Source organism: Pseudomonas sp. BTN1 (genome assembly GCF_001907715.1).
Taxonomy (GTDB): Bacteria; Pseudomonadota; Gammaproteobacteria; order Pseudomonadales; family Pseudomonadaceae; genus Aquipseudomonas; species Aquipseudomonas paracarnis.
In genome coordinates this window covers 1-26,811 of sequence record NZ_MPBM01000058.1, presented here as the reverse complement: position 1 = coordinate 26,811, position 26,811 = coordinate 1, and the positions used below count along the sequence as shown (strand labels likewise).

Here is a 26,811-nt window from a genome sequence, read left to right as displayed (position 1 = left end):
ACCTCTATAAAGACCTTGCGCGCAGCCCACTGTCCACCCGGCAACAGCCCTTCAACAAAGCTTGAATTCCCATGAGAGGTCACCATGCAGCTGTTCACCCTGCCGCCCTCGCCTGCCCTCGCGACCTCGATCCGCGCCACAGCCCAGGTCTTCGAAGACCCAAAGTCCCAGGCCCTGCTCGACCATATCCAGCAAGTGGCCCCCAGCGAGGCCAGCGTGCTGATCATCGGCGAAACCGGCACCGGCAAAGAGCTTGTTGCGCGGCATATCCACCACCTCAGTACGCGGCGAAATCGGCCCTTCGTGGCAGTGAACTGCGGGGCTTTTTCGCAAGCACTAGTGGAAGCCGAGTTGTTCGGCCATGAGAAAGGCGCCTTTACCGGTGCCCTCAGCGCCAAGGCCGGCTGGTTCGAAGAGGCTGACGGCGGCACCTTGTTTCTGGATGAGATCGGCGATTTGCCGATGGCCATCCAGGTCAAACTGCTGCGGGTGCTACAGGAGCGTGAGGTGGTGCGCCTGGGTTCGCGCAAAAGCATTGCAATCGATGTGCGAGTCCTGGCCGCCACCAATGTACAACTGGAACAGGCCATCAACGCCGGGCATTTCCGTGAAGACCTCTACTACCGCCTCAATGTAGTCAGCCTGGAACTGAGCCCGCTGCGCGAACGTACCGGCGATATCCTGCCGCTGACCCGGCACTTCATCCAAACCTACAGCCAGCGCCTGGGCTACGGTCCGATCAGCGTGAGCCACGAGGCCGAGCACAAGCTCAAGCGCTACAGCTGGCCGGGTAATATCCGTGAGCTGGAAAACGTGATTCATCACACCCTGCTGGTCTGCCGCAACGCTGTGATCGAACCCGACGACCTGCGCCTGTCGAACCTGCGCATCGAACGCCAGAACGACAGCGACACCGATACCTGTGCAGAAGCCCTGCTGGCGCGGGCGTTTCAAAGGCTCTTCGAGGAACAGTCCGGCGCCCTGCATGAAAAGGTCGAGGACGCCTTATTGCGCGCTGCTTATCACTTCAGCCACTACAACCAAGTACACACCGCCACCTTGCTGGGACTGAGCCGCAACGTCGCTCGCGCTCGCCTGATCAAGATCGGCGAACTGGCGGTCAACAAGCGCAGGCCCGGGAAAAATGCGCAAGGCGAACGGATGCTGCACCTATCCATTTAGTCGGCAGTGCAAGGCATCGTCCTGACTGCGCTCAAAACTGCGCAGTACCTGGAATGCGCCAAAGGTCACGGCCGTGGCCCGGTGGGCGCGGATCAGCGTCCAGAAATCTTCGCCGCCCTGCTCAAAACATTTGAAGGCCGCCTCACCCTCTTCCCGCGATTGCCATTGCAAGTAATTGAGCACCCTGCGTCCGTCATCGCTGACCTGTACGCTGGCACTCAAGAAGCCGCCATGGCGCACGGCCAGACGCTCGCTCTGGGTGGTCAAGGCGGCCACCAGGGCGGATTGCTGACGGGGTTCGATGTGAAATTCGATCAGCTGAGTGAAGCTGCGACTCTTCTCTGATACCTGCATGAAAACCCCCTCTCTCTGTAGGAAGAATCTTGCGATTCGATGCCACGCAGGGTAAAACCTCTAGTTAAGTCGAGGTCAAGCACTGTTTGGGAGCCTTACATGCTCAGCAACGAACTCAGCGTCGGTCAGTTGGCCGCTCGCAGCGGCGTGGCGGTCACCGCGCTGCACTTCTACGAATCCAAAGGGCTGATCAAGAGCAATCGCAATGCCGGCAATCAACGACGATATCCACGGGATGTACTGCGCCGGGTGGTGCTGATCAAAATCGCCCAACGTCTGGGCATTCCGCTGGCGACCATTGGCGAGGCCTTGCGGGCCCTGCCCGATGGGCGCACACCGAACGCTCACGACTGGGAACGGCTGTCGGCGTTGTGGCGTGAAGATCTGGATGAGCGCATCAACAAACTGATGCTGCTGCGCGACAAGCTCAATGGTTGCATCGGGTGCGGGTGCCTGTCGATGGAGGCGTGCCCGCTGCGCAATCACGATGACCAGCTGGGTGAGCGTGGCCCTGGTGCGCAGTTGCTGGAGCCCACGCCTGATGCTGATCGGTAAAGCCAGTTGCGCAATGCAACGTGACCTATAGTGAAAAGGCTGTAACCCCATAACCACAATCAAAGGAGAACGTTATGAGCGTTAAACCTATTCCCGAGGGTTATCACGGCATTACCCCCTATCTGGGCATCAACGAGGCCGCAAAGGCGATCGAGTTCTACAAGAAGGCCTTTGGCGCCTCAGTGTTCATGCGCCTGGACATGCCCGACGGCAGGGTCGGCCATGCGGAGCTGCGTATTGGCGAAGCGGTGATCATGCTGGGCACGCCCTGCGATGAAACGGCCCTGCGCAATCCGGACGCGCATCCCAGTGTCGGTTTGCACCTGTATGTGAATGATGTGGACGCACAATTCAAACAAGCGGTTGATGCCGGCGCCAGCGCAGTGTCCGAGCCGCAGGATCAGTTCTATGGGGATCGCTCGGCGAGTGTGACGGATCCGTTCGGGCACCTGTGGTTCCTGGCCACCCATAAGGAGGACCTGACCGAGGAGCAAATCCGCCAGCGTGCCATGGAGATGTTCAAGCAACATTAACCCTGTGGGCGTGAGCTTGCTCGCGCCTGCAACACGCCACGCCTTGCCCCAGGTTCCAACCGGCCTGCTCCGGCAAAGTAAAGGCCTGCGTGGCGTTTGGAACACTTCAAGGGTTTGTCGATCTGACACCCCGGTAGGCATTGCGCCCCAGCCATATCGTCATGACCAACAAGGCGGTCAATGGCAGCCCATGGAACAACACGATCACCTGGGCCGGCGTCCACGTAACATAGAACGGCCCGACCACCAGCATGCCCACGCCAAAACCGGCCATCTGGATCAGGGTCAAGAGGCTGAACAGCGGCAAGCGCAAGCTATCGGGCTCGCTTTGCGCACGGGAGATCAACGCCACCTCGGACAATCCATCGCCCAGCCCCGCCCACACCACCAGCAACAGCGCCAGCCACAGTTCGGTCTGCTGGAATGTCAGGATAAAGCCGCTGGACATCAACGCCACACCGAGCATGAACAAGCGCTCCATGCCTTGGGTGCCACGACCTTTCAACACTGCACTGGCGATGCGCGCGCCAACAAACTTGCCACAGGCCCACACGGCCAGCAGATAGCCCATGACCGTTTTGGTCGTGTCCGGTGAAATGTACTGCGACAGCACTGGCCAACCGACGTTATGGGCCGCGCTGCCGAGGGTGTCTAACATGCTGATCAGCAACATCGCAGCCAGCACCGGCGCACCGCGCAACCCCTTGGTCAGCTCATGCCATTCGGCGGCGAGTCCGCGATGCGCGGCAACAGCAACGCTAAACAACGCGCGCAAGGGCAAGACCAGGCAAGCGGCAATCACATAGGTGCCGATGTTGACCGCAAACACCGCTTCAAATCCGCCCGTGGCGATCAGCAAGCCGGAGAGCAAACTGCCGAAGACCGCGCCGGTGGCGGCCGCCGAGGTGATCCATGCGTTGGTATTCACCCGCTGCTCAAGCGCGACCCAAGTGGGCAACTGACTGTTGAGGCCAATGGCAAACAGCGAATTGCACAGGCCGATACCGAAGGCGATAAAGGGAAGAAGGGTAAGTTGATGGGCCGGTAACAACACCAGCAGCGGCATCAGCAACAGCGCCCGGGCCAGGTCCAACCCCGCCAACGTCCCACGCCCGGCAAACCGCCGGAAAAACGGAATGCCAAACAGGCTCGCGACAATCCCGCCGGTGACCCGGCACGCCAGGAAGATGCTGACAAACACCACGCTCTGGCTGAGCCAGTACACATAAGTGGACAACGCCACCATGTTAAGGAATGCGCCAAAATCCGACACACCGCGGGCAAAGATGATCAGGCGAGCGTTGCGGGTCGACAGATTCAGTTGTTGATCGTGACTCATGCAGGCTGTGCCCCCTCGACACTGCGCAGGCTTACCAAGAGCACATCGCGCCAGGCCGGTGCCGTCTCTACCCGCGGTCGCACCTCCCCGGCCCGATGGTAGAACCCACGGTCGTTGATCACGATAGTCTCCAGAAATTTCTCCATCGGCAGTTTCAGTAGCCGGCTGTGCTCCGTTTCGTCGGCAAACACCTCCGACACCACCGGCACCGTGTTGCATTCGCCAATAAAGTGCATGAACACCCAATCCAGGCCGTCCTGGTGAATCCCCGATGTGGTCGGGCTGCTCGATGACACGTCCGCCCGCACCCGGAACTGATGGATATCGATCGTATAGGTCTGTTCGCCCAGGTGCGGGGCAATCACCGCGAGGTCCGTCGCCAGCAGCTTGTGCATGAGGGGATGCTCGATAAAGCCCTCCTCGCTATAGCTCAGGTGATTCACGCCCTGGCGATAGTTCACCGCGTAGGTGACCGGCGATTTGAACGCCGTATTCCTGTCGATCTGCAATTGCCGTGACGGTAACAGACGATAGCGCAAGATGCGCCGTTCGCGGTGGGTGTAAGTCCTGAACGCCTCGTCGCGCACCAGGTTATCCCAATACGCGCGAAAGCTTTGTTCCTCACCGGGTTCAACGTTGACCAGTTCGCGAAAGTCCGGGCGATGACAGAAGTGATGTTCGCGCAAAAGCGCCGAGATCTGAGGGATGTCCATATCGCTATCCTGCAACCGGTGGATCGATGAGGATGCGCAGATGTTGCTGCAACGCATCGTGCAAGGCATGGGCGTCGGCGGCATTGCCAACCTGGGCCCAGCATTTGAGCAAATAATGCTCCTCGATATCCGCGTCAATGTAGTGGCCGGGGTCCTGCGGGGCGTATTCCAGCACCGAGCGGTGTTGGTGGAGGAACTGCAGGCCGTCAATGCCCCTGAAAAGGCCACTGTGCTGCGGATAAATCGCCAGCATCGCGTAGTGTTGCCCCGCATCGGCAACCTTATGTGCGCCAGCCTCCAACTGTGCATTGATGCCCTTCTCGTCCAACAACAATCCCATGTACAGCTGATAAGGATCGATACCGGCCAGGTCGCGGAACGCCGAGTTCACATACAGTCCGCCCAGGCGCGGGTTGATCTCGATGGCCACCGGCCCTGCGTCCGTCATGCGAAACTCGAAATGCACCACAGCGTTGGTCAGGCCCACCGCGTGCAGGCAGTCCACCGCGTACTGGCGGATCTGCTCGCACTGGGCCTGGCTGAACGACGTCGGCGGGGAAATCAGCAGGTTCTCCAGGACCGTGCCGCTGCGCTCGGTCAGCAGCAGTTTTTCATTGATCAGCAGCGGATGGACACGCTCGCCGACAATCACACATTCCACACTGCCTTCGATGCCAGGAATATAACCTTCCAGCAGAATGCTGTGGCCTGGCAAGTATTCACGCCGCAGCCCATCCTCAAGCGGCAGGGCGTGCGCACAGCCGTAGAAGTCCGCATAAGCGGCGGCGCCATGATCACTTACGAAATGCCAATAGTGGCTGCGTAGCTCCTCCCAGCTCGAGCATTTTTTGATAAACGCCGAAGCCCCGCCAAAGGGCGGTTTGGCGATCAGTGGATAACCCACGCGCTCGGCGCCTTGCTGGAGTTCCTGTTCGTTGTTGCACAGCACGAACGGTACCGAACGCAATTCATGCTGTTTCAACACGCGGCGCATCAAGAACTTGTTATTGCACGCGGCAATCGCCTCCGGGTGGCTGTAGACCAAGCCCAACCGCTGACACGCCTGCGCGACGATACAGCCCACCTCCCCTTGTGCGGACGGGTGCCCGGCCTGGCAGAAAATCCCACGCACCTGATAACGCCCGTCCAACTGTCCGACCAACTCCAGGACAGACTGCTCACTGAGCGTTTCGAGCAGGAACACTTCGTCACTGTCGTCCCTGAGACGTTGCAGGTGCTTGCGCCCCGCCACGGCGGCCGTCAAACACGCCAAACCGTGGGCGCGGGCCACCGTGAAATGCGGTTCCCGGTAGCGGTAGCGAGCGCAAGCACCGTCATCTACATCAATAAACAGAATCGCATCCTGTTTCATACCGCATCCTGCCAACTGCACCATTGGCCCTCCCAGTTGCGAAAACGGTAAGTCCGCTGCCCATCGCGGACTTCAAAATGCGGTAAGTCTTCAGGCTTTTCAAAGTCCAACAATGGCACGGTGAACTTGCCTTGTGCATGAGGCAGTACATACTCGGGCAGGGCAATATTCGATACACGGCGTTTGAGCCGATCCATGATGGCGATGGCTTGGCTGATCGACGCCTTATACTCTGAAGCACCGGGTGAAAACGGCATGAAGTGATATAAGTAATATGGCTTTACGCCCAAACGATAAAGATCAATGAATAATTTATGCAACGTCGCTTCATCATCATTCACGCCACGCAACAGCGGCATGTTAGAGAATACAATCGGGACCACACCCTGAATCCGTTTAACCGCGACGGCAAAATCAGCACTGAGCTCAAGCGGGTGGCAGACATGCACACCAAATGCATTGACCTTGTACTTCTCCAGCATCGCCACCAACTCATCGGTCACGCGAAACGGGTTGAAACTCAAGGCCCGTGAATGAATGCGTATCAGCAGATCATCACGAATGCCGCGCAATGCGGCCAGCATCTCCTCAAGCTTGCGGTCGGCCAGCATCAGTGGGTCACCGCCGCTGAGAATCACCTCTTCAATCGCTGGGTTACCGCGGATGTACTCCACCGAATCCTTGAACGAGTCAGTGTTGGCGTTAGCTTTGTCGGTGCCCACCTGCAGCGTGCGCAGCGCCTCGAAACAGAACTGGCAATAGGCATTGCACGTGTTGGTGGTGCGCAGGATCACGCGGTTGTCGTACTTGTGCTGGCAGATGGGCGTCTTCATCTCATGATTGAGTTCCCAGTTTTCGGAACTGCCGTCGTAGTCGCCCTGCACCTGTTCGCTCCAATACGGTACTACCTGGCGCCACAGGGGGTGGTCCATCACCTCTGCGCTGGTGAGTGAACGCTTGATTAAATCAATGTAATAAGGCGTGATCTGCATCTTGCGATCTTGCAAGTTGTGCTCGATATGCGCCGTTGTGGCCTCGTCCCATCCACCGCAGGCATTGCGCAGTGCAGGTTCATCGCGGATGGCATTCTTCTGCTGCCAACGCCAGTCTTGCCATTGAACTGAACGATGCATGGCTTGATCAAAAATCGACATGAGTTTGAACTCTCTGTTAAGGCATAGGGACGCGTACTTTTCCAGCACAGGAAAAGTATGATTCGCAGCAATGACAATCGACGGGCAGGCGACAGACCACAATCAAGTAACTAACTTGATCACCGGCACCAGAGAGATATAACAGTTCACCACGTGATGGCGCGAATAAACGACTAGCACGGTCATGCGATTAACTTCCTTTTTATACTATTGCGACTTCCAAGTCCGCACTCACTAAAGCCGATGCCCGCCAATGTGTCAATACAATAACCTTGTCACTCCTCTGGAATTAACCTGCACCCGCGCCAACACCCCGTAATGACAAGGGGCGCTTTCGTTCAAGCCCAGCTATTTGAAAAACAAATAATACTAAAAGCAACGCGCTCAGTGAGTATAGAGAGCGTTATTTCTACTTATATAACTACGTAGCCGCACTTCAGCTGAGCCAAGGGTTGGGCGCGAGGAAGTGGCGCTCAGATGCGTGGCTGCTGACGACATCACACAGCGGCATGATCACGTCCTTGGAGGTCTGCCCCGGCCTAACGCAAGCCGCTGAACGCCTGCGGGCTGGCGTACTGCGTGTTCGATCAGCGCATAAATGCGGCCTGAATGTGAACCTGAAACATTTTCTTTCATATCCACCTTAGGGATTTCTCATGCTCATCCGTCTTAACTTAGATACAGCCTGTCGCGTCAGCAAAAGCTACGACTGGCCTTTTCCGGGCCTCTATTGCCCCCTCCGATCAAGACCCTCATTCATATGTCGAAGAAGTCACGCTCCAAACTCTGGTTTCTCGTCCATAGCTGGCTGGCGTTGCCCATCTGGTTCTTTGTACTGATCGTCTGCGTCACCGGCACGCTGGCCGTGGTGAGCCAGGAAATCGTGTGGCTGGCCAACCCGGATATCCGCGCCAGCAAGCCGTCGGATGACGCTCAGCCGCTGAGCTTTGACCAGGTGATCGCGGCCATCAAGCACGATGAGCCCAAGGCCATCGTCCAGTCCATCATCCGCCCGGATGAATCGCACTTCGCGCTAAGCGTCGGCCTCAGCTACCCGGACGGGCGCTCCGTGGAGGTGTATGCCAATCCCTACACCGGCGCGATCCAGGGCATCAGCCCCTCGTTCAACTTCCAGCAATTCACCCGCGCCCTGCATGGTTGGTGGCTGGTGCCGTTCACCAATGGGTACAGCTGGGGCTGGTACCTGGTGTCTGCGTTGGGCTTGCCGCTGCTGGCTTCACTGGTCACCGGGCTGGTGGTGTACAAGCGCTTCTGGAAAGGCTTCCTGCGCCCTACCCTGCGCATCCGCCACGGTGCGCGGATCTTCTGGGGCGACTTTCATCGCCTGAGCGGCATCTGGTCGATCTGGTTTATCGCGGTCATTTCTATCACCGGCACCTGGTTCCTGATCGAGGCTGTCCTGGGCGACAACCAGATATCCATTTCCAGTGAACCCATCGTGCCAGTGATCGCACGGGATAAGGTGCCGCTGTCGGCGCCAGGCGTGCCGGCACCGATGATCCCTATCGACAAGGCGATCGACATCGCCGCCGAGCGGATCCCCGGCCTGGACGCCAGCTTTGTGTTCATGCCAAGCAACGCCTACAGCCACCTGCAGATCGGCGGGCGTGGCTGGTACCCGTTGATGTTCCAGACCGCACAGCTGAACCCCTATGACGGTGAAATCGCGGTCTCGAACCTGTTGTCCGACCGTACCCCGCTGGAATTCGTCACCGAGTCGATGCGCCCACTGCACACCGGGGACTTTGGCGGTTTGTGGATCAAGCTGATCTGGGCATTCTTCGGCCTGGTGCTGAGCATGATGGTATTGAGCGGCTTGCTGATCTGGACCAAGCGCACCGCTCTGGCCACCCTCAACGCCCTCAAGCGCGAGGCCAAGACACAACGTCAGCACGCGCCCATCCCGACCATGCACGCCGACACCTCGGAGGCCCAGCGATGAGCAAGGTTGCAACCGTACCGCCGTCCCCGCTGCGCGCCTTTTGGCTGAAATGGCGTTTCCATATCAACATCCTGCTGTTGCTGGTGCCGCTGGGGTTCATGCCCAAATACTTTGCCGACGCCGCGTTGTTTCGCGGGGATACCGGCATCGGCGAGCGCGTGGCCGGGCAGGTGCAAGTCGGTCCCTGGAGCCTGACGCTGGCTGAGTTTCGCAACGAAGGCCCGAGCCCGAACCCGGCTGGCCCGATGAAGTTCTTCAACGCTGCCCTGTGCGATACCTGTGCCGAGCAGGTCAAGGCCACTTACCTGCGTATCGGCAAACCCCGCAGCCTGCGCGCCGCCGGAGTGATCTTCTTCGGCACGCCGTACCGCATGGGCGCCGCCCTGCCGATCCCAGAACGCACCCCGGCGGATGCCAAAATATGGGTGACCATGGAAGGGTGGGACGGCAGCATGCACCAGGGTTCCATCCCGCTGAGCCAGGCCTCGCCTGCCACCATTGCCTGGCTGAACAAGCAAGGAGTCAAACCATGACGTTCAAGCGCCTCACCCGCGCCGCGCTGTTGCTGTGCGCCGGCCTGAGCACCACCGCCTTCGCCCACAACCCGATGTGCGAATGCAAAGAAATCCCCGGCGAGCAGATACAGTGCAAAGGCGGTTTTTCCGACGGCAGTGGCGCCCCCGGCGTAACCCTGGATGTGATCGGCTACGACGAAACCATCCTGGTGCCGGGCAAGCTTGGCGAGGATTCGACCCTGACCTTCAAGAAGCCCGCCGCCGAATTCTACGTGCTGTTTGATGCTGGCCCCGGCCACGTGGTGGAAATCGACCAAGCGGATATCCCGTCGCAATGAGTACCACACAGGTTGTACGCCCCGCCGGCGCGGGCCACGAAACCCTTTATGTGTTGCTGTTGTGCCTGATCATCCTCGCGGTGGCGGGCACGGTCGTGGCGCTGCACGGGGAAACCCAGGAAGTCGCGGCAGTGCCCAGCCACCAGCTGGACGCCCGCCGCGACCTGAGCGCCGCCGAGCAAGGCATCTACGCCGACCTGCGGGTGACCCTGGATGAAATCCACCTGTTGCAGCAGGAACACAGCGCCCTGCCGACGCCTGAGCAACTGGCCGAAGAAGGCTTCGCGCCCTTTGCCCAGGATGCCAGTTCGGTCAGCCGTGGCGGCCATCGCTGGCAGCTGCTGGCACCCGCCGCCTACCTGGGCTTGAGCCAGGCGCCGGCCACCAGCGGTTCGCTGCTGATGCGCGTGCAAGGCAGTGAGCCGGATATCTGGCTCAACCGCAGCGCCAACCTTGCCGCCCCTTCCGACCTCACTGACCAGGCGCTGATCGCGGCCGGCTGGCAGCAGGTGGTCGCGCAATTCGATGCTGGCGTCACCCGCCAGCACCGTCACTGAACGAGAAGACCGATTGCCCATGTCCATGTCATCGCCCCTGTTGCGCCTTTTACTGGTTGGCCTGTTCAGCCTGATGCTCACCCCCCTTGCCAATGCCGAGGCGGCCAAGCGCCTGCGTATCGGCATTACCTTGCACCCCTATTACAGCTACGTGGCCAATATCGTGGGCGACAAGGCCGAGGTGGTGCCGCTGATTCCCGCCGGTTTCAACCCGCACGCCTACGAGCCGCGCGCCGAAGACATCAAGCGCATCGGCACCCTGGATGTGATCGTGCTCAACGGCGTCGGCCATGACGACTTCGCCGACCGTATGATCGCCACCAGCGAGCGCCCGGACATCCCGGTGATCGAAGCCAATGCCAACGTGCCGCTGCTCGCCGCTACAGGTAACGCGGCACGCGGTGCGGGCAAGGTGGTCAACCCGCACACCTTCCTGTCGATCAGCGCGTCGATTGCCCAGGTCAATAACATTGCCCGTGAGTTGGGCAAGCTCGACCCGGACAACGCCAAAACCTACACCCAGAACGCTCGCGCCTACGGCAAGCGCTTGCGCCAGATGCGCGCCGACGCCCTGGCCAAGCTGACCAGCGCGCCCAACCCCGACCTGCGTGTCGCCACCGTACACGCGGCCTACGACTACCTGTTGCGCGAGTTTGGCCTGGAAGTCACCGCCGTGGTCGAGCCGGCCCACGGTATCGAGCCAAGCCCCAGCCAGCTGAAAAAGACCATCGATGAACTGCGTGCTCTGGATGTGAAAGTGATCTTCTCGGAGATGGATTTCCCGTCCACCTACGTCGATACCATCCAGCGTGAATCCGGGGTCAAGCTGTACCCGCTGTCGCATATTTCCTACGGCGAATACAGCGCGGAGAAGTACGAAGTGGAGATGACCGGCAACCTCAACACCGTGGTACGGGCGATTCAGGAGTCGGGAGCATGACCGCCGCGCAGCAACTGAACGCCGTCAACGTCGGCCCCACCCTGAACTTCGACCAGGTCGCGCTGACCCTGGGGCGCACCGTAATCCTCGATGGCGTGAGTTTCCAGGTACAGCCGGGCAGCATCCATGCGCTGGTCGGCCCCAATGGCGGTGGCAAAAGCTCGCTGATCAAGACCCTGTTGGGGCAGACGCCGCACCAGGGGCGTTTGAGCCTGGAATGGCCAACCACACCCGGCACCATCGGTTACGTGCCCCAGGCGCTGGAATTTGACCGGGGCTTGCCGATGACCGTGGACGATTTCATGGCCGCCATGTGCCAGCGTCGCCCGGCGTTTCTGGGCCTTTCCAGGCATTACGCAGCGGCGATTGGCGATGCCCTTGAGCGCGTTGGCATGCAAGACAAGCGCAAGCGCCGCATGGGCGCGTTGTCCGGCGGTGAGCGCCAGCGCGTACTGCTGGCCCAGGGGCTGATTCCGGCGCCGCAGTTGCTGGTGCTGGATGAGCCGATGTCGGCCCTCGACGAGGCGGGTATCCAGGTGTTCGAACGGCTGTTGAACGACTGGCGCCTGGCCGGGATTACCGTGCTGTGGATCGAGCACGACCTGGAGGCCGTGGGCCGCCTGGCCGACCGCGTCACCGGTCTTAACCGCCGCGTGCTGTTCGACGCCACACCGAAAGAGGCGTTGACCCCGGACCGCCTGCTCACTCTGTTCTCCACCCACCCTCGGAGCCCGGCCCCATGAGTTATGAAGCCTTTCGCTTGATGGTCCAAGGCTGGGCCTCTGCCGGTTACCTGCCCGAAGCCCTGGCCTACGGGTTTGTGGTCAACGCCCTGCTCGCCGGCTTGTTGATCGGCCCGGTACTCGGCGGCCTGGGCACGCTGGTGGTGGTCAAGCGCTTTGCGTTTTTCTCCGAAGCGGTCGGCCATGCCGCGCTGACCGGCGTGGCCGTGGGCATCCTGCTGGGCGAACCCTATACCGGGCCTTATGGCAGCCTGTTTGGCTACTGCCTGCTGTTCGGCATCCTGCTCAATTACCTGCGTAACCGCACCGGCCTGGCGCCCGATACCTTGATCGGCGTGTTCCTGTCCGTGTCCCTGGCACTGGGGGCAAGCCTGCTGCTGATCCTGGCCGGCAAGATCAACGTGCACATTCTCGAGAACGTGCTGTTTGGCTCGGTGCTGACGGTCAACGGCAACGACCTGCTGGTACTGGCCATTGTCGGCTCGCTGGTGATGGCCCTGGCATTGCCGCTGTACAACCGCATCATGCTGGCCAGTTTCAACCCGCAATTGGCAGCAGTGCGCGGGGTGGCGGTGAAAAGCCTGGACTACCTGTTCGTGATCCTGGTGACCCTGATCACCGTGGCCGCGGTCAAGGTTATCGGCGCAATCCTGGTCGGTGCCTTGCTGGTGATTCCTGCCGCTGCGGCGCGCCTGTTGAGCCAGTCACTCAAAGGGTTTTTCTGGATCTCGGTGCTGATCGCCACCGTCAGCACCCTGTGCGGCATCCTGCTGCCGATCATCTTCGACCTGCCCATCCCATCCGGCGCCGCCATCATTCTGGTTGCCGGTATCGCCTTCGCCTTCGCGGCCATCGCCCGTGGCGTTGTGCCCAGCCTCAAAGGGAATCTTGGATAATGCGCCCTGTCTTTCGCCCACTGGCCCTGGCCATCGCTTGCTTGATGAGTACGTCGGCACTGGCCGTCGACGGTTTCGACGCCAAGGACTTCAAAGTCAACCAGGGCCTCGGTCACGCAGCCCTGACCAAGACCAAGCCGCCGGTCAAGGTGCTGGCGTCGCTGCCGATTACCTACGGCTTGGCCGAGGCGCTGCTCACAGGCACCAACGTAGCGCTTGAACGCGCCGCACCGGCCAATCTGCCGGGTTCGCGGCAGGTGTCCTACTTCACCGGCCGCGGTGCTGCGGCATTGAACAAGTTGGCGCTGGACGCCGACGCGGCCATCGGCCTGCGCTCGCTGTGGGCCGATGACCCGCTGTACCCCGTGGCGCGACGCAGCAATATCCGCATCGTCGAAGTCGATGCCGCACGCCCGGTGGACGGCGGCTTGCCGGGTATCGCAGTACAACCGGGGGTCACCGATGGCTTGAACAGCCAACCCTGGCAATCGAGCAACAATATGGGGCGCATGGCCGACGTGATGGCCGCCGACCTGAGCCGCCTGGCGCCGGCTGCCAAACCCAGGATCGACGCTAACCTGGCCGCGCTCAAACAGCGTTTACTCAAGCTCACCGCCGACAGCGAGGCGCGCTTGGCCAAGGCCGACAACCTGAGTGTGCTCAGCTTGAGCGATCACTTCGCGTACCTGGTCAGCAGCCTGAACCTGGAAGTGCTCAGCACCGATGCACGGCCCGACGCCGAGTGGACGCCCGAGGCGCTACAAAAACTCAGCAGCGCGTTGAAGGATAACGATGTGGCGGTGGTGCTGCATCACCGTCAACCCAGCGATGCAGTCAAAACCGCCGTCACTGCCGGCGGCTCCAGACTGTTGGTGTTGAATGTGGACGGCGCCGACCCGGTGACGGAGTTGGAAACCAATGTAGACCAAGTGATCAAGGCACTTACACCCTAGGCAAGCCACCGATCCGTCAGAGATAAACTTGGTTCAATGTGGGAGCTGGCTTGCCTGCGATGCGGACGCCTCGGTTTATCAGGCGCACCGAGTCGATGCCATCGCAGGCAAGCCAGCTCCCACATGGGCTCGCGGTGCACCAGCCGCTACACCACATCCACACCCACATGAATCGCATCATGCCGCCAGAACTCCAGGTCGCAGTCGATCAGGCGTTGATGCTGGTCGTAATTGACCCGGGCGATGCGCAAGCCCGGGCTGCCTACCGAGACGCGTAGCGCAGCGGCCGCTTCCACCGGTAGCGAGGTGGGCACAATCTCGAAACGCACCCGCCCGTAGTGCAAGTCATATTTGCTGGCATACAGCTCAGTCATCGACTGATTCAAATCACACGCCAGGATCCCCGGAAAATACTGCGGGTTCAGATAGTGCTCGACATACAACACCAGGCGCCCGTCAATCCTGCGCCCCCGGCAAATCTGGATCACGCTCGACAACGCCGGCAACTGCAACCACGCGCACACCGCCGCCGACGCCGGTTGCAGGCGTGCGGAGATGACCTGCGTGGAAGCCTCGCGCCCCTGATCGCTGACCATGGCGTGAAAGTGGCTGCGCTGCATCAGGTTATAGGCCAGCCGTGGCGGCGAAACGAACCAGCCCCGACGCTCTTCGCGGTAAATCTGCCCTTGGGCCTCAAGCTGTAACAAGGCTTCCCGCACGGTAATCCGAGTGGTACCAAACAACTCGCTGAGCTTGCGTTCGGCGGGCAGTTTGCTGGCAGGCGGCAACAGGCCGTGGTCGATCTGCTCCTGCAGCGCCAGGCCGATGGAAGTTACCGCCTTGATTGCCTCATCACGCATCAACGTTACCTATCTGGACTAGACCAGCACCGTTCAGGTGCACAAAACGCGCTCTATCTGGGCTTTTGCTGCTGGGTGCCAGCCTAGGCACTCCAGATGACCGACAGATGACAAAGGCTGTCGACTGCGTCTTCCACACCCTGCAATACATCGGCCAAGTCCAAGGCCTGCGGGCACTTGGGCATGGTCTACGCTAAGTCGGAGCTGAACGACATCAGCGCTTCAAAAACGACATCGACATGAAACTGTCATCCAGGGGGCCTAGATTGGCTCAGGTATTGCTGACCTAGACCAAACCACCGCTAACGTTCAGATAAAACGCCGCGTTGAAAACGCCCAAAGGAGCTTCGGATGAAACAGCTTTTCCTGGCATCACTGTTAGGCTCGACCATTGCCATGTGCACCGCCGCCATGGCTGCTGATACCGATCTAAAAACCTTGGAAGCCGCCGCCAAAGCGGAGGGCGCCGTCAACAGCGTCGGCATGCCCGATGACTGGGCCAACTGGAAAGGCACCTGGGAAGACCTGGCCAAAACCTACGGCCTCAAGCACATCGACACCGACATGAGCTCGGCCCAGGAAATCGCCAAGTTCAAAGCCGAAAAGGACAACGCCAGCGCCGATATCGGTGACGTGGGCGCGGCCTTCGGCCCGATCGCGGTAAAGCAAGAAGTGACCCAGCCGTACAAACCATCCACCTGGGCACAGGTGCCGGAGTGGGCGAAAGACAAGGACGGTCACTGGGCCCTGGCTTACACCGGTACCATTGCCTTTATCGTCAACAAGAAGCTGCTGCACGGCTCCGAAGTGCCCACCACCTGGGCTGACCTGCAAACCGGTAAATACAAGGTATCGGTGGGTGACGTGAGCACCGCCGCCCAGGCTTCGAACGCAGTACTCGCCGCGGCCATCGCCAACAAAGGCGACGAGAAAAACATCGCGCCGGGCCTGCAATTCTTCACCAAGATCGCCCAGCAAGGTCGCCTCTCGCTGTCCAACCCGACCATCGCTACCATGGAAAAAGGCGAAGTCGAAGTGGGCCTCGTCTGGGACTTCAACGGCCTGAGCTATAAGGCCAAGATGGCCAACCCCGATGACTACGTGGTGCTGATCCCCTCGGATGGCTCGGTGAAATCCGGCTACACCACCCTCATCAACAAATACGCCAAGCACCCGAACGCCGCCAAGCTCACCCGCGAATACATCTTCAGCGATGCCGGCCAGCTCAACCTGGCACGCGGCAATGCGCGTCCGATCCGGGCTGAAACCGACTTGAAACTGCCGGCAGACGTTGCCAAAAACCTGATCCCGGGCGAGCAGTACACCAAGGCCAACCCGCAGCCGATCAAGGATGCCGATGCCTGGGAAGCGACGTCCAAGAAGCTGCCACAGATGTGGAACGAGCAAGTCATCGTAGAAATGAAGTAATCGGTCTCTCTGATTCAAAGGCGGTCAGTGTGGGAGCTGGCTTGCTGTGGCGAGGGAGCTTGCTCCCGCTCGACAGCGTAGCTGGAGCCGGCTTTTTGGGGGTGCTCCGCACCCCAGCGCAAGCAAGCTTGCTCGCCACAACAAGCCAGCTCCCACATTTGATCCCAGCCCAAGTTGATACTGAGCCATACCCTCTGTTGCGGAGCCCCAGCCCCCATGAAGCACACTGTCATCCTTGTGGTGCTCGACGGCCTCAACTTCGAGGTTGCCCGGCACGCCATGGGGCACTTGCAGGCCTATGTCGGCGCAGGACGCGCAGCCCTCTACACACTGGAATGTGAACTGCCTGCCCTGTCCCGCCCGTTGTACGAGTGCATCCTCACCGGCGTGCCGCCGATCCAAAGCGGTGTCGTGCACAACAACGTCTCGCGCCTGTCCACCCAGCGCAGCATTTTCCATTACGCCACCGACGCCGGCTTGAGCACCGCTGCGGCGGCTTACCACTGGGTCAGCGAGTTGTATAACCGCACGCCCTTTCTCGCCGCCCGCGATCGTCATACCGACGACAAGGCGCTGGCGATCCAGCATGGGCATTTCTACTGGAATGACCACTACCCCGATTCCCACCTGTTCGCCGACGCCGAAAGCCTGCGGCTCAAGCACGCGCCAAACTTTTTGCTGGTGCACCCCATGAACATCGACGACGCCGGTCACAAGCATGGCCTCGACACCGCGCAATACCGCAACAGCGCACGCTCGGCTGACATTATCCTGGCCGACTACCTGCAAGACTGGCTCGATGCCGGCTACCAGGTACTGGTCACCGCCGACCACGGCATGAACAACGACCGCTCCCACAACGGCCTGTTGCGCGAAGAACGGGAAGTGCCACTGTTTGTCATCGGTGACGCCTTCAGCCTGGACACCGACGCTGCGCCGAAACAAACCGACCTGTGCGGCACCATCTGCGAACTGCTGGGCGTGCCCCACAACAAGCCTGTGTGCCGGGAGCTGCTCAAGTGAATGCATTGACCCGCGGCAAATGGCTGGCCCTGCTATGCCTGCTGCCCTTCGCACTGTTCTTTATCGTGTTCGAGATCGCGCCGCTGGTGTGGGTGCTGATCAGCAGCCTGCAAACCGAAGAGTCCGGCTGGAGCCTGGAAAACTTCACCCGCATCTTCACCTCGAAGTTCTACCGGCAGGCCATCCAGTTCAGCCTGGAGATCAGTTTCTACTCCAGCATCTTCGGCATCATCATCGCCACCCTGGGCAGCTACTCACTGCGCCGAGTGGATTCGCCGCTGCGCAACTTCGTCACCGCATTCGCCAACATGACCAGCAACTTCGCCGGCGTACCCCTGGCCTTCGCGTTCATCATCCTGCTGGGGTTCAACGGCAGTATCACCCTCATGCTCAAGCAGGCCGGGATCATTGAGGACTTCAACCTGTACTCGAAAACCGGCTTGATCATCCTCTATACCTACTTCCAGATTCCCCTCGGCGTACTGCTGCTCTACCCGGCCTTCGACGCATTGCGCGAAGACTGGCGCGAGTCGGCCGCCCTGCTCGGTGCGAATGGCTGGCAGTTCTGGCGGCATATCGGCCTGCCGGTGCTCACCCCGGCGCTGCTCGGTACCTTTGTGATCCTGTTGGCCAACGCCCTCGGCGCCTATGCCACGGTCTATGCACTGACCACCGGCAACTTCAACGTACTGCCGATTCGCATTGCCGGCCTGGTCTCCGGCGATGTGTCGCTGGACCCGAACATGGCCAGCGCCCTGGCCGTGGTGCTGGTGGCGCTGATGACCGTGGTCACGGTGGTGCATCAACTGCTGCTCAAGAGGAGCTACCATGTCTCGCGCTGAAGCCGGCTCGGCCTCCCTCTACCATCGGGTGGTGGTGTACCTGTTGTTCCTGATCCTGGTGCTGCCTTTGGTAGGCACCTTTGTCTACTCGATTTCCAGCAGTTGGTCGGCAACCATCCTGCCCGCCGGCTTCAGCGTGAAATGGTATGTACAGCTGTGGAGCGACCCGCGCTTTCTGATGGCCTTCGGGCAATCGTTGCTGGTGTGCGTGGGCGCACTGATCCTTTCGGTGGTGTTGATTTTGCCGCTGCTGTTCGTGGTGCACTACCACTTTCCCAAGCTCGACGCGTTGATGAACATCCTGATCCTGCTGCCCTTTGCGGTGCCGCCAGTGGTGTCCTCGGTGGGTCTGCTGCAACTGTACGGGTCCGGGCCGCTGGCGATGGTGGGCACGCCGTGGATTTTGATCGGCTGCTACTTCACCGTCGCGCTGCCGTTCATGTACCGCGCGATCACCAACAACCTGCAAGCCATCAACCTGCGCGACCTGATGGACGCTTCGCAACTGCTTGGCGCCAGCACCTGGCAGGCCGCGATCCTGGTGGTGCTGCCCAACCTGCGCAAGGGCCTGATGGTGGCGCTGCTGCTGTCGTTCTCGTTCCTGTTCGGCGAGTTCGTGTTCGCCAACATCCTCGTCGGCACCCGGTACGAAACCCTGCAGGTGTACCTCAACAACATGCGCAACAGCAGTGGCCATTTCACCAGCGCCGTGGTGATCTCTTATTTCTTCTTTGTGCTGGTACTGACCTGGGCCGCCACTCTCTTGAACAAGGACAAAAGCCAATGAGCTTCGTCAGCGTCCAACACCTGCAAAAAAGCTACGCCGGCACCCCGGTGTTCAGCGATATCAATTGCGAGGTCGCCAAAGGCGAGTTCGTCACCCTGCTCGGCCCGTCCGGTTGCGGCAAATCCACTTTGTTGCGCTGCATCGCCGGGCTTACGCCGGTGGACAGTGGCCAGATCCTCCTGGATGGCCAGGACATCGTGCCCCTGAGCCCACAGAAACGCCAGATCGGCATGGTGTTCCAGAGCTACGCGCTGTTCCCCAACATGACCGTGGAACAGAACGTCGCCTTCGGCCTGCGCATGCAAAAAGTCAACGCCGACGACAGCAACAAGCGCGTGCAAGAAGTGCTGCAACTGGTGGAGCTCAAGGACCTGGCCGGCCGTTATCCGCACCAGATGTCCGGTGGCCAGTGCCAGCGCGTCGCCCTTGCCCGCTCCCTGGTGACCCGCCCGCGCCTGCTGCTGCTGGATGAACCGCTGTCGGCATTGGATGCACGTATTCGCAAGCACTTGCGCGAGCAGATCCGCCAGATCCAGCGCGAGCTGGGGCTGACCACGATCTTCGTGACCCATGACCAGGAAGAAGCGCTGACCATGTCCGACCGCATCTTCTTGATGAACCAGGGCAAGATCGTGCAGAGCGGTGATGCCGAAACCCTCTATACCGCGCCGGTGGATGTGTTCGCTGCCGGGTTTATCGGCAACTACAACCTGCTCGATGCCGACAAGGCCAGCCAACTGCTGCAGCGGCCGATCAGCGGGCGCATCGCGATTCGCCCCGAGGCCATCGAGTTGAGCCGCAGCGGCGAGCTCGATGCGTTGGTGCGTAGCCACAGCCTGCTGGGTAACGTGATTCGCTACCGCATCGAAGCCCGTGGCGTCGAGCTGGTGGTGGACGTGCTCAATCGTTCGGCCGACGACCTGCACCCGGATGGCCAGCGCCTGGCACTTTCCATCGACCCCAGCGCACTGTGTGAAGTAGCCTGACAGGCAGCGACCTATTGAGAGAGAGCATCACCGATGGCATTGGTAATTTTTGATCTGGACGACACCCTGATCCACGGCGACTGCGCCACGCTGTGGAGCGAACAGATGGGCCGCCTTGGCTGGGTGGACCCTGAGTCGTTCATGCGCAGGAACAACGAGCTGATGGATGCCTACAGCCAGGGCAAGCTGCGGATGGAAGATTTCATGGATTTCAGCCTGGAGCCGATGATCGGCCGTACCCCGGAAGAAATCGAGCACTTGGTGGAGCCGTGGGTCGAGGACGTCATCGAGCCGCTGATCTACAGCGACGCCACCAAGACCATCGCCCGCCACCGCGCGAATGGCGACCGGATCCTGGTGATTTCCGCTTCGGGCACTCACCTGGTCACGCCGATTGCTGCGCGTATCGGTATCGAGGAAGTGCTGGGGATTAACCTGGAGGTCAGCCACGGCGTGTACAGCGGCCGTACCGTCGATGTACTGACTTACCGTGAGGGCAAGATCACGCGCTTGCTGGAATGGCTGGAGCAGGAAGGCGAAACCCTTGAAGGTGCCTATTTCTATTCGGACTCGCGCAATGATTTACCGCTGCTGCTCAAGGTGGATCACCCGCAGGTGGTGAACCCGGACCCGGTGTTGCGCGCCCATGCCGAACAGGCCGGCTGGCCGATCCACCACTGGACCTGAATCAATAGAGATCAACCCGCAAGAGATGGCTTGCCTGCGATAGCGGTGCAACAGTGAAGAATTCTTCATCTGGTGCACCGCTATCGCAGGCAAGCCAGCTCCCACACTGACTGCATTTCAATCTAGGATTCGGTCAGGCTGTTGGCAATATGGACTACACCGAACGTAGGACGAGGTTGTTCTAGGCCCCCACATCACCGTCAACGCCTTGCAATGCTTTCACAGTGCCTCCATAGTGAGTCTGGACTGAGCCCGGTGCTGTAGCGCCGGGCTTTTTGCATTATGCGACCGGACCATATGGAACCGGCTCCCTCAAAGACGGCCTAATATGCGTTATCAATTGCCCCCGCGTCGAATCAGCATGAAGCATCTGTTCCCCAGCACCGCCCTCGCATTTTTCATTGGTCTCGGCTTCGCGTCGATGTCGACCAATACGTTCGCAGCCAATAGCTGGGACAATCTTCAGCCTGATCGCGATGAGGTGATTGCCAGCCTTAACGTCGTCGAGTTGCTCAAGCGCCATCACTACAGCAAGCCGCCGCTGGACGACGCTCGCTCAGTGATCATCTACGACAGCTACCTCAAGCTGCTGGACCCCTCGCGTAGCTACTTCCTGGCCAGCGATATCGCTGAGTTCGACAAGTGGAAGACCCAATTCGACGACTTCCTCAAGAGCGGCGACCTGCAGCCCGGCTTCATCATCTACAAGCGTTACCTGGACCGCGTCAAAGCGCGTCTGGATTTCGCGTTGGGTGAGCTGAACAAAGGTATCGACAAGCTCGATTTCACACAGAAAGAAACCCTTCTGGTGGACCGCAAGGACGCTCCTTGGCTGACCAGTACCGCGGCGCTGGACGACCTGTGGCGCAAACGCGTCAAGGACGAAGTGCTGCGCTTGAAGATCGCCGGCAAAGAGCCCAAGGCCATTCAAGAACTGCTGACCAAGCGCTACAAGAACCAGCTGGCACGCCTGGACCAGACCCGTGCCGAGGATATCTTCCAGGCCTACATCAACACCTTTGCGATGTCCTACGACCCGCACACCAATTATCTGTCGCCAGATAACGCGGAAAATTTCGATATCAATATGAGTCTGTCCCTGGAAGGCATCGGTGCCGTCCTGCAAAGCGACAATGACCAGGTGAAGATCGTACGTTTGGTGCCGGCAGGCCCTGCTGACAAAACCAAGCAAGTGGCACCGGCCGACAAGATCATCGGCGTGGCCCAGGCCGACAAAGAGATGGTCGATGTGGTCGGCTGGCGCCTGGACGAAGTGGTCAAGCTGATCCGTGGGCCTAAAGGCAGCGTGGTGCGCCTGGAAGTGATTCCGCACACCAATGCACCGAACGACCAGACCAGCAAGATCGTGTCCATCACCCGTGAAGCGGTGAAGCTCGAAGACCAGGCCGTGCAGAAGAAAGTCCTCAACCTCAAGCAGGATGGCAAGGACTACAAGCTGGGCGTGATCGAAATCCCGGCCTTCTATCTGGACTTCAAGGCGTTCCGTGCCGGTGATCCGGACTACAAGTCCACCACCCGCGACGTGAAGAAAATCCTGACAGAACTGCAGAAAGAGAAAGTCGACGGCGTGGTCATCGACCTGCGCAACAACGGCGGCGGCTCCCTGCAGGAAGCCACCGAGCTGACCAGCCTGTTTATCGACAAGGGCCCGACCGTGTTGGTACGCAACGCTGACGGCCGTGTCGACGTGCTCGAAGACGAGAACCCGGGGGCCTTCTACAAAGGGCCGATGGCGCTGCTGGTCAACCGCCTCTCGGCCTCGGCCTCGGAGATTTTCGCCGGCGCCATGCAGGACTACCACCGTGCATTGATCATCGGCGGCCAGACCTTCGGCAAGGGCACCGTGCAGACCATCCAGCCGCTGAATCATGGCGAGCTTAAACTGACACTGGCCAAGTTCTACCGGGTATCCGGGCAGAGCACCCAGCATCAAGGCGTACTGCCGGATATCGATTTCCCGTCGATCATCGACACCAAGGAAATCGGCGAAAGCGCCCTGCCTGAAGCCATGCCGTGGGACACCATCCGCCCTGCGATCAAGCCGGCGTCGGATCCGTTCAAGCCCTTCCTGGCGCAGTTGAAGGCTGATCATGACACCCGCTCCGCCAAGGATGCCGAGTTCGTGTTTATCCGCGACAAGCTGGCCCTGGCCAAGAAGCTGATGGAAGAGAAGACCGTCAGCCTCAACGAAGCGGATCGCCGTGCACAGCATTCCAGCATCGAGAATCAGCAACTGGTACTGGAAAACACCCGCCGCAAGGCCAAGGGTGAAGACCCGCTCAAAGAGCTGAAGAAAGAAGATGAAGACGCGCTGCCGACCGAGGCGGATAAAACCAAGCCGGAAGACGACGCTTACTTGGCCGAGACTGGCCGGATCCTGCTGGATTACCTGAAAATCACCAAGCAGGTGGCCAAGCAGTAAATGATGGCGATTTAATGTGATCGCTCCTCGGAGTGTCATCATATAGACATCATTCTGTCGTGAAATAAAAGGACCGCAGGTTTACGCCTGCGGTCCTTTTTTTTGATCGAGACCGCCATGACCATGACCGAACAGCTGAATGCATTGGGCTCAATCCTGGCTCAAGGCAGTTTGCACAGCCTGTTCCAACCGATCATCTGCCTGTCGGAGCGGCGCATCCTCGGTTATGAAGCCCTCAGTCGTGGCCCGTCCAACAGCCCGCTGCACTCCCCCGTTGCGCTGTTCTCGGTGGCCAGCCATGCCGGGCGCCTGAGCGAACTGGACATGGCGTGTCGAGAGAGTGCGTGCCGGCGCTTCAGCGAGCAGAAACTGCCCGGCAAGCTGTTCCTCAATATCTCGCCGGAATCCTTGATGGAGCACGCACATCAGCCAGGGCGCACCCTGCAACTGTTGCGCGACTTCGGTATTTCTCCCAGCCAAGTGGTGATCGAGCTCACCGAGCAAGCGCCCACCGACGATTTCGCGCTGTTGCAAACTGCCTTGCACCACTACCGCGACATGGGTTTTGCCATCGCACTGGATGACTTGGGCGCCGGTTATTCCAGTTTGCGGTTGTGGTCGGAACTGCGCCCGGACTACGTGAAGATCGACCGGCACTTTATCGACGGCATTCACCAGGACGCCCTCAAGCGCGAGTTTGTCGGCTCGATCCTGCAGATCGCCAGGGCATCCCGCGCCCAAGTGATTGCCGAGGGCATCGAACTGCCAGAAGAACTGGCGGTGTTGACCGAGATGGGCGTCGACCTGGTCCAGGGCTACCTGCTCTGCCGCCCTCAGGAAAAGCCGCCGCAGGAAGCGCGCCTGATGCTGCCCAAGCCAGATAACGCCACGCTGGCCCTCAATGACGAAGGCAGTGACCTGAGCGCACTGCTCAATGAGCAACCCGCCGTGGATCAAGACACCGCCACCGCCCAAGTGCTGGAATCGTTCCGCCGCCAGGCCAACCTCAACTCGCTGGCGGTGTTAGACGGCCGTGGTTGCCCGGTCGGCATTGTGCACCGGCACTCGTTGTCGGACGCGTTGCTCAAGCCGTTCGCGACCGATCTGTTTGCACGTAAACCCATCAGTCGCTTGATGAGCGATGATTTTTTGGCGGTGGAACTGAGCCAGTCCTTGCAACAGGTCAGCCGCTTATTGACCAGCCGCGCGCGGCAACGCATCGAAGAGGATTTCATCATCACCCTGAACGGTGATTACCTGGGGCTGGGTCGGGTCATTGACGTGCTCAAGTTGATCACGGAGCTGAAAATCCAGCAGGCCCGCTACGCCAACCCGTTGACCTTGTTGCCTGGCAATGTGCCGATCCAGCAATGCCTCACCCGGCTGCTGCAGCAACAGCGCGAGTCGGTGATCTGCTATGTGGATATCGACAGTTTCAAACCGTTCAACGACATCTACGGCTACGGGCGCGGGGATGAAGTGCTGCTGTGCCTGGCGCAGTGCCTCAACGACCGGGTAGACCCCAGCCGCGACTTTGTCGGGCACATTGGCGGCGATGACTTTCTACTGGTGCTGGGCCCGCAGGACTGGCGCAAGCGGCTCAACCAACTGCTGGACGATTTCCACACCCAATGCCGACGCTTCTACCGCGCTGAACACCTTGAGGCTGGGTGCTTCGTGGCCCTCAATCGCCAGGGCGCGCGCCAGGAGTTTGCATTGCTGTCGCTGTCCATCGGTGTAGTGCATTTGTATCCTCAGGCCTGCGCACAACTCGATGCCAGCCAGTTGGCAGAGCTGGCTTCACAAGCCAAGCACCATGCCAAGGATGTGGCGGGCTATAGCATCCACGTGATCGACAGCATGGACACCTGCGCCCAGGCGCTTTAGGCCTCGGCGGATTCCGGGTACTCGTACTCGAACACCCGCACCACTTCGGATGCATGCCAGGACGCGGCGGCCACACCATCGGAAGGCCCGCTGAACCGCCCCAGGCGCTCAACACACTCAAAAAAACCGGTGCGCGGCAGGCGGCTGGCACCCTGGCTGATCACCAGGGAACTGCGCAGCGGTTGCTCCGCCTTGGCATCCAGTGCCGCCAGGTGCTCCAGGGCCGCAGCCAGGGTCTGCATGGCCGGCGTCGGGAATTGCAGGCGCTCAAGCAGCGCACGGTAGGTGAGCAAATGGCGCTGGCGCCGCGCCTGATCCAGTTCGTTGAGCAACCCATCCCAGTGTTGACGACTAATACGTAAGCTCAAGACTCATCCCTCCAACCTGCAACGCCCAATTCCCAGGCCAGGCTGCGGCGAATAGCGGCATCCGGCTGGCGTTCACCACTTTCTATCAATCCAAGATACGAAGGGCTGATGCCCACGGTACGCGCCAGGGCCTCGATTGCCAGGCCCTTGGCCTCACGCAGGCCGCGCAGGGCTGCAAGCGGACGCAGGTCCTGCTCGATAGCGGTGGGTGCAACAGAAGGAGAAGCGCGTGTTGGTTGCAATTGACCGGCAGCTTTTAGCAGCGCCTGGTACTGGTCCCATGGCAACACCGCGTATTCGGGTGCGCCATCGCGTGAAATGATCTGGATATCCATGACTGCCCCGTAGGATAAAAACACTTACTAAGTAAGTTATTTCCTTAGGAGTGTAATCCTAACAGCCACAAAGGTCGCAGGGGATACCGGGCAACATTAGTTTTTTTGCGGGTTTTCCCGGGCCAGCAGCTCAGGCGTCGCTGGCAGGCGCTCAACCACCGCGAGTTTTTCCGGGCGTTGCGTATCGCGCCACGCACGAAAGGCGCTCAGTTCGCCGCTCAGGGTCTTCATGACCCATGCCAGCACAGCGATGTCATCGAGCATGCCGAACATCGGGAGGAAATCCGGAATCGCATCAATCGGGCTGAGAAAATACATCAGCCCCGCCACCACCGAGATCAGCGCCTTAGGGCTGATCGCACGGTATTCGCCGCGCCAGTAAGCCAGGCACAGGGCCTGCAGTAACTTGAGATCATCCTTGAGCTGGCCGAGCCGATTGCCTTGGCTTGAACCTTTGGCAGCGACGGCAAACAGCAAGGTTGGCAAACGCCCCCGACCGAGCAAGCGTGCGGCCATAGGCAGGAAACGGGTGAAATTGAACGGTGGTTTCATAGGGCACTCCAGTTCCAGGCGACATAAAAGGTTATCCACACAAATTGTGGATAACCTTGTGAACAGAGCCTGTTTTATCGGCTGAAAGCCACGGACTACAAGGCCTACAGTCAGATCGGGCGTTTTTTGCGCACATAAAAAAAACCCAAGAATTCATTGACTTGGCATGTATGTGCGGCTACCCGTGCTCGAGTCTTATATCAGACTGTGTCCGGTTGCGGACGTTCGTTTGGATTTGCAGAGGCTTCAACGTAGGGGCTGGCTGGCGTGCGATAGCCATAGACATCTACACGACCCGGTACGACGTGGCAGCCTGCCAGCCGATGCCTATCTCCCAGACACCCCCGGCTCCAAATGTGGGAGCTGGCTTGCCTGCGATTGCCTTAGGCATCAACACAACTTTACAGGCTGTAGCAGCCAACGCTAACCACGATGCGAAGCGAGCCGCTCTTGATCTTGATCTTGATCTGCTTTTGATCTTAGGCGCCCCGTTAAACCACCCCAGC

At 60.0% G+C, this 26,811-nt stretch carries 28 protein-coding genes; 19 read left to right on the top strand and 9 right to left on the bottom strand.

Annotated features, from left to right (window positions below):
• Window positions 1-84: 84 nt before the first annotated feature.
• The gene (locus BMH52_RS25215) at window positions 85-1,182 is read left to right on the top strand and encodes a sigma-54-dependent Fis family transcriptional regulator (RefSeq protein WP_019817255.1); all 1,098 of its coding nucleotides are present in this window, start codon (window positions 85-87) and stop codon (window positions 1,180-1,182) included.
• On the opposite strand, the gene BMH52_RS25210 is transcribed toward BMH52_RS25215, so the two are convergent.
• Window positions 1,171-1,536 carry an antibiotic biosynthesis monooxygenase gene (locus BMH52_RS25210; RefSeq protein ID WP_019817256.1) on the bottom strand — a complete coding sequence of 122 codons (366 nt, stop codon included), beginning with the start codon at window positions 1,534-1,536 and terminating at the stop codon, window positions 1,171-1,173. The two genes, BMH52_RS25215 and BMH52_RS25210, sit on opposite strands and share 12 nt — an antisense overlap.
• 99 nt (window positions 1,537-1,635) lie before the next feature.
• Between BMH52_RS25210 and soxR the strand changes: the two genes are divergently transcribed.
• Entirely contained in the window at window positions 1,636-2,091 is a 456-nt protein-coding gene (soxR, locus tag BMH52_RS25205) for a redox-sensitive transcriptional activator SoxR (protein ID WP_014717816.1), read from the top strand.
• Between the two features lie 74 nt (window positions 2,092-2,165).
• Complete coding sequence (locus tag BMH52_RS25200) at window positions 2,166-2,624, top strand: VOC family protein (RefSeq protein ID WP_014717815.1); 459 nt, start codon at window positions 2,166-2,168, stop codon at window positions 2,622-2,624.
• A gap of 106 nt (window positions 2,625-2,730) precedes the next feature.
• Here BMH52_RS25200 and BMH52_RS25195 read toward each other — a convergent pair whose 3' ends face one another.
• Genes BMH52_RS25195 through BMH52_RS25180 form a run of 4 tightly spaced genes read right to left on the bottom strand, consistent with a single transcriptional unit; the run spans window position 2,731 to window position 7,202 of the window.
• Window positions 2,731-3,963, bottom strand: coding sequence for an MFS transporter (locus BMH52_RS25195; RefSeq protein ID WP_072435538.1), 1,233 nt, complete (start codon window positions 3,961-3,963; stop codon window positions 2,731-2,733).
• The gene (locus tag BMH52_RS25190) at window positions 3,960-4,676 is read right to left on the bottom strand and encodes a 2OG-Fe dioxygenase family protein (RefSeq protein WP_072435539.1); all 717 of its coding nucleotides are present in this window, start codon (window positions 4,674-4,676) and stop codon (window positions 3,960-3,962) included. The genes BMH52_RS25195 and BMH52_RS25190 overlap by 4 nt, the downstream gene beginning before the upstream one ends.
• A gap of 4 nt (window positions 4,677-4,680) precedes the next feature.
• The gene (locus BMH52_RS25185) at window positions 4,681-6,048 is read right to left on the bottom strand and encodes an acetyl-CoA carboxylase biotin carboxylase subunit family protein (protein ID WP_073845417.1); all 1,368 of its coding nucleotides are present in this window, start codon (window positions 6,046-6,048) and stop codon (window positions 4,681-4,683) included.
• Window positions 6,045-7,202, bottom strand: a complete 1,158-nt coding sequence (locus BMH52_RS25180; protein ID WP_014717811.1) for a KamA family radical SAM protein — start codon at window positions 7,200-7,202, stop codon at window positions 6,045-6,047. The genes BMH52_RS25185 and BMH52_RS25180 overlap by 4 nt, the downstream gene beginning before the upstream one ends.
• Before the next feature lie 760 nt (window positions 7,203-7,962).
• On the opposite strand from BMH52_RS25180, the gene BMH52_RS25175 reads away from it, so the two are divergent.
• From BMH52_RS25175 to BMH52_RS25140, 8 genes are read left to right on the top strand one after another with little or no spacing between them, the layout of a single operon-like run.
• A complete protein-coding gene (locus tag BMH52_RS25175; RefSeq protein WP_014717810.1) occupies window positions 7,963-9,165 on the top strand; it encodes a PepSY domain-containing protein in 1,203 nt (400 codons plus the stop codon).
• Window positions 9,162-9,698, top strand: a complete 537-nt coding sequence (locus BMH52_RS25170; RefSeq protein ID WP_073845415.1) for a thiamine pyrophosphate-binding protein — start codon at window positions 9,162-9,164, stop codon at window positions 9,696-9,698. The genes BMH52_RS25175 and BMH52_RS25170 overlap by 4 nt, the downstream gene beginning before the upstream one ends.
• Window positions 9,695-10,018, top strand: coding sequence for a hypothetical protein (locus BMH52_RS25165; RefSeq protein WP_014717808.1), 324 nt, complete (start codon window positions 9,695-9,697; stop codon window positions 10,016-10,018). The genes BMH52_RS25170 and BMH52_RS25165 overlap by 4 nt, the downstream gene beginning before the upstream one ends.
• Window positions 10,015-10,575: a DUF6162 family protein gene (locus tag BMH52_RS25160; protein ID WP_014717807.1), complete on the top strand. Its 561-nt coding sequence runs from the start codon at window positions 10,015-10,017 to the stop codon at window positions 10,573-10,575. Before BMH52_RS25165 ends, BMH52_RS25160 begins: the two co-directional genes overlap by 4 nt.
• Window positions 10,576-10,594: 19 nt before the next feature.
• Complete coding sequence (locus BMH52_RS25155) at window positions 10,595-11,515, top strand: metal ABC transporter substrate-binding protein (protein WP_032901958.1); 921 nt, start codon at window positions 10,595-10,597, stop codon at window positions 11,513-11,515.
• Window positions 11,512-12,258 (top strand): metal ABC transporter ATP-binding protein, encoded by a 747-nt coding sequence (locus BMH52_RS25150; RefSeq protein ID WP_072435543.1) that lies wholly within the window; start codon window positions 11,512-11,514, stop codon window positions 12,256-12,258. Before BMH52_RS25155 ends, BMH52_RS25150 begins: the two co-directional genes overlap by 4 nt.
• Window positions 12,255-13,154, top strand: coding sequence for a metal ABC transporter permease (locus BMH52_RS25145; RefSeq protein ID WP_032901932.1), 900 nt, complete (start codon window positions 12,255-12,257; stop codon window positions 13,152-13,154). Before BMH52_RS25150 ends, BMH52_RS25145 begins: the two co-directional genes overlap by 4 nt.
• A complete protein-coding gene (locus tag BMH52_RS25140; protein ID WP_073845413.1) occupies window positions 13,154-14,107 on the top strand; it encodes a metal ABC transporter solute-binding protein, Zn/Mn family in 954 nt (317 codons plus the stop codon). Before BMH52_RS25145 ends, BMH52_RS25140 begins: the two co-directional genes overlap by 1 nt.
• Before the next feature lie 146 nt (window positions 14,108-14,253).
• Here the strand turns inward: BMH52_RS25140 and BMH52_RS25135 are convergent, their stop codons facing one another.
• Complete coding sequence (locus tag BMH52_RS25135; RefSeq protein WP_003190151.1) at window positions 14,254-14,967, bottom strand: UTRA domain-containing protein; 714 nt, start codon at window positions 14,965-14,967, stop codon at window positions 14,254-14,256.
• Window positions 14,968-15,318: 351 nt separating this feature from the next.
• Here BMH52_RS25135 and BMH52_RS25130 point away from each other — a divergent pair, with 351 nt between their 5' ends.
• From BMH52_RS25130 to BMH52_RS25090, 8 genes are all read left to right on the top strand, one after another.
• Window positions 15,319-16,395, top strand: coding sequence for an ABC transporter substrate-binding protein (locus BMH52_RS25130; RefSeq protein WP_073845411.1), 1,077 nt, complete (start codon window positions 15,319-15,321; stop codon window positions 16,393-16,395).
• A gap of 216 nt (window positions 16,396-16,611) precedes the next feature.
• Window positions 16,612-17,418, top strand: a complete 807-nt coding sequence (locus tag BMH52_RS25120) for an alkaline phosphatase family protein (RefSeq protein ID WP_014717800.1) — start codon at window positions 16,612-16,614, stop codon at window positions 17,416-17,418.
• A complete protein-coding gene (locus BMH52_RS25115) occupies window positions 17,415-18,260 on the top strand; it encodes an ABC transporter permease subunit (protein ID WP_014717799.1) in 846 nt (281 codons plus the stop codon). Before BMH52_RS25120 ends, BMH52_RS25115 begins: the two co-directional genes overlap by 4 nt.
• Window positions 18,247-19,047 (top strand): ABC transporter permease, encoded by an 801-nt coding sequence (locus BMH52_RS25110; protein WP_020301071.1) that lies wholly within the window; start codon window positions 18,247-18,249, stop codon window positions 19,045-19,047. Before BMH52_RS25115 ends, BMH52_RS25110 begins: the two co-directional genes overlap by 14 nt.
• Window positions 19,044-20,033: an ABC transporter ATP-binding protein gene (locus BMH52_RS25105; protein ID WP_019817262.1), complete on the top strand. Its 990-nt coding sequence runs from the start codon at window positions 19,044-19,046 to the stop codon at window positions 20,031-20,033. The genes BMH52_RS25110 and BMH52_RS25105 overlap by 4 nt, the downstream gene beginning before the upstream one ends.
• A 33-nt stretch (window positions 20,034-20,066) precedes the next feature.
• Window positions 20,067-20,720 carry an HAD family phosphatase gene (locus BMH52_RS25100; protein WP_072435546.1) on the top strand — a complete coding sequence of 218 codons (654 nt, stop codon included), beginning with the start codon at window positions 20,067-20,069 and terminating at the stop codon, window positions 20,718-20,720.
• 361 nt (window positions 20,721-21,081) lie between these two features.
• Window positions 21,082-23,163, top strand: coding sequence for a carboxy terminal-processing peptidase (locus BMH52_RS25095; protein WP_256575825.1), 2,082 nt, complete (start codon window positions 21,082-21,084; stop codon window positions 23,161-23,163).
• A gap of 117 nt (window positions 23,164-23,280) precedes the next feature.
• Window positions 23,281-25,050 carry a bifunctional diguanylate cyclase/phosphodiesterase gene (locus BMH52_RS25090; RefSeq protein WP_014717796.1) on the top strand — a complete coding sequence of 590 codons (1,770 nt, stop codon included), beginning with the start codon at window positions 23,281-23,283 and terminating at the stop codon, window positions 25,048-25,050.
• Here the strand turns inward: BMH52_RS25090 and BMH52_RS25085 are convergent.
• From BMH52_RS25085 to BMH52_RS25075, 3 genes are all read right to left on the bottom strand, one after another.
• Window positions 25,047-25,418, bottom strand: coding sequence for a hypothetical protein (locus tag BMH52_RS25085; RefSeq protein ID WP_005786715.1), 372 nt, complete (start codon window positions 25,416-25,418; stop codon window positions 25,047-25,049). The genes BMH52_RS25090 and BMH52_RS25085 overlap by 4 nt on opposite strands.
• On the bottom strand, window positions 25,415-25,753 hold the full coding sequence (locus tag BMH52_RS25080) for a helix-turn-helix transcriptional regulator (RefSeq protein WP_014717794.1): 339 nt from the start codon (window positions 25,751-25,753) through the stop codon (window positions 25,415-25,417). The genes BMH52_RS25085 and BMH52_RS25080 overlap by 4 nt, the downstream gene beginning before the upstream one ends.
• A 96-nt stretch (window positions 25,754-25,849) precedes the next feature.
• Window positions 25,850-26,305: a YkvA family protein gene (locus BMH52_RS25075; protein WP_073845407.1), complete on the bottom strand. Its 456-nt coding sequence runs from the start codon at window positions 26,303-26,305 to the stop codon at window positions 25,850-25,852.
• Window positions 26,306-26,811 lie beyond the last annotated feature (506 nt).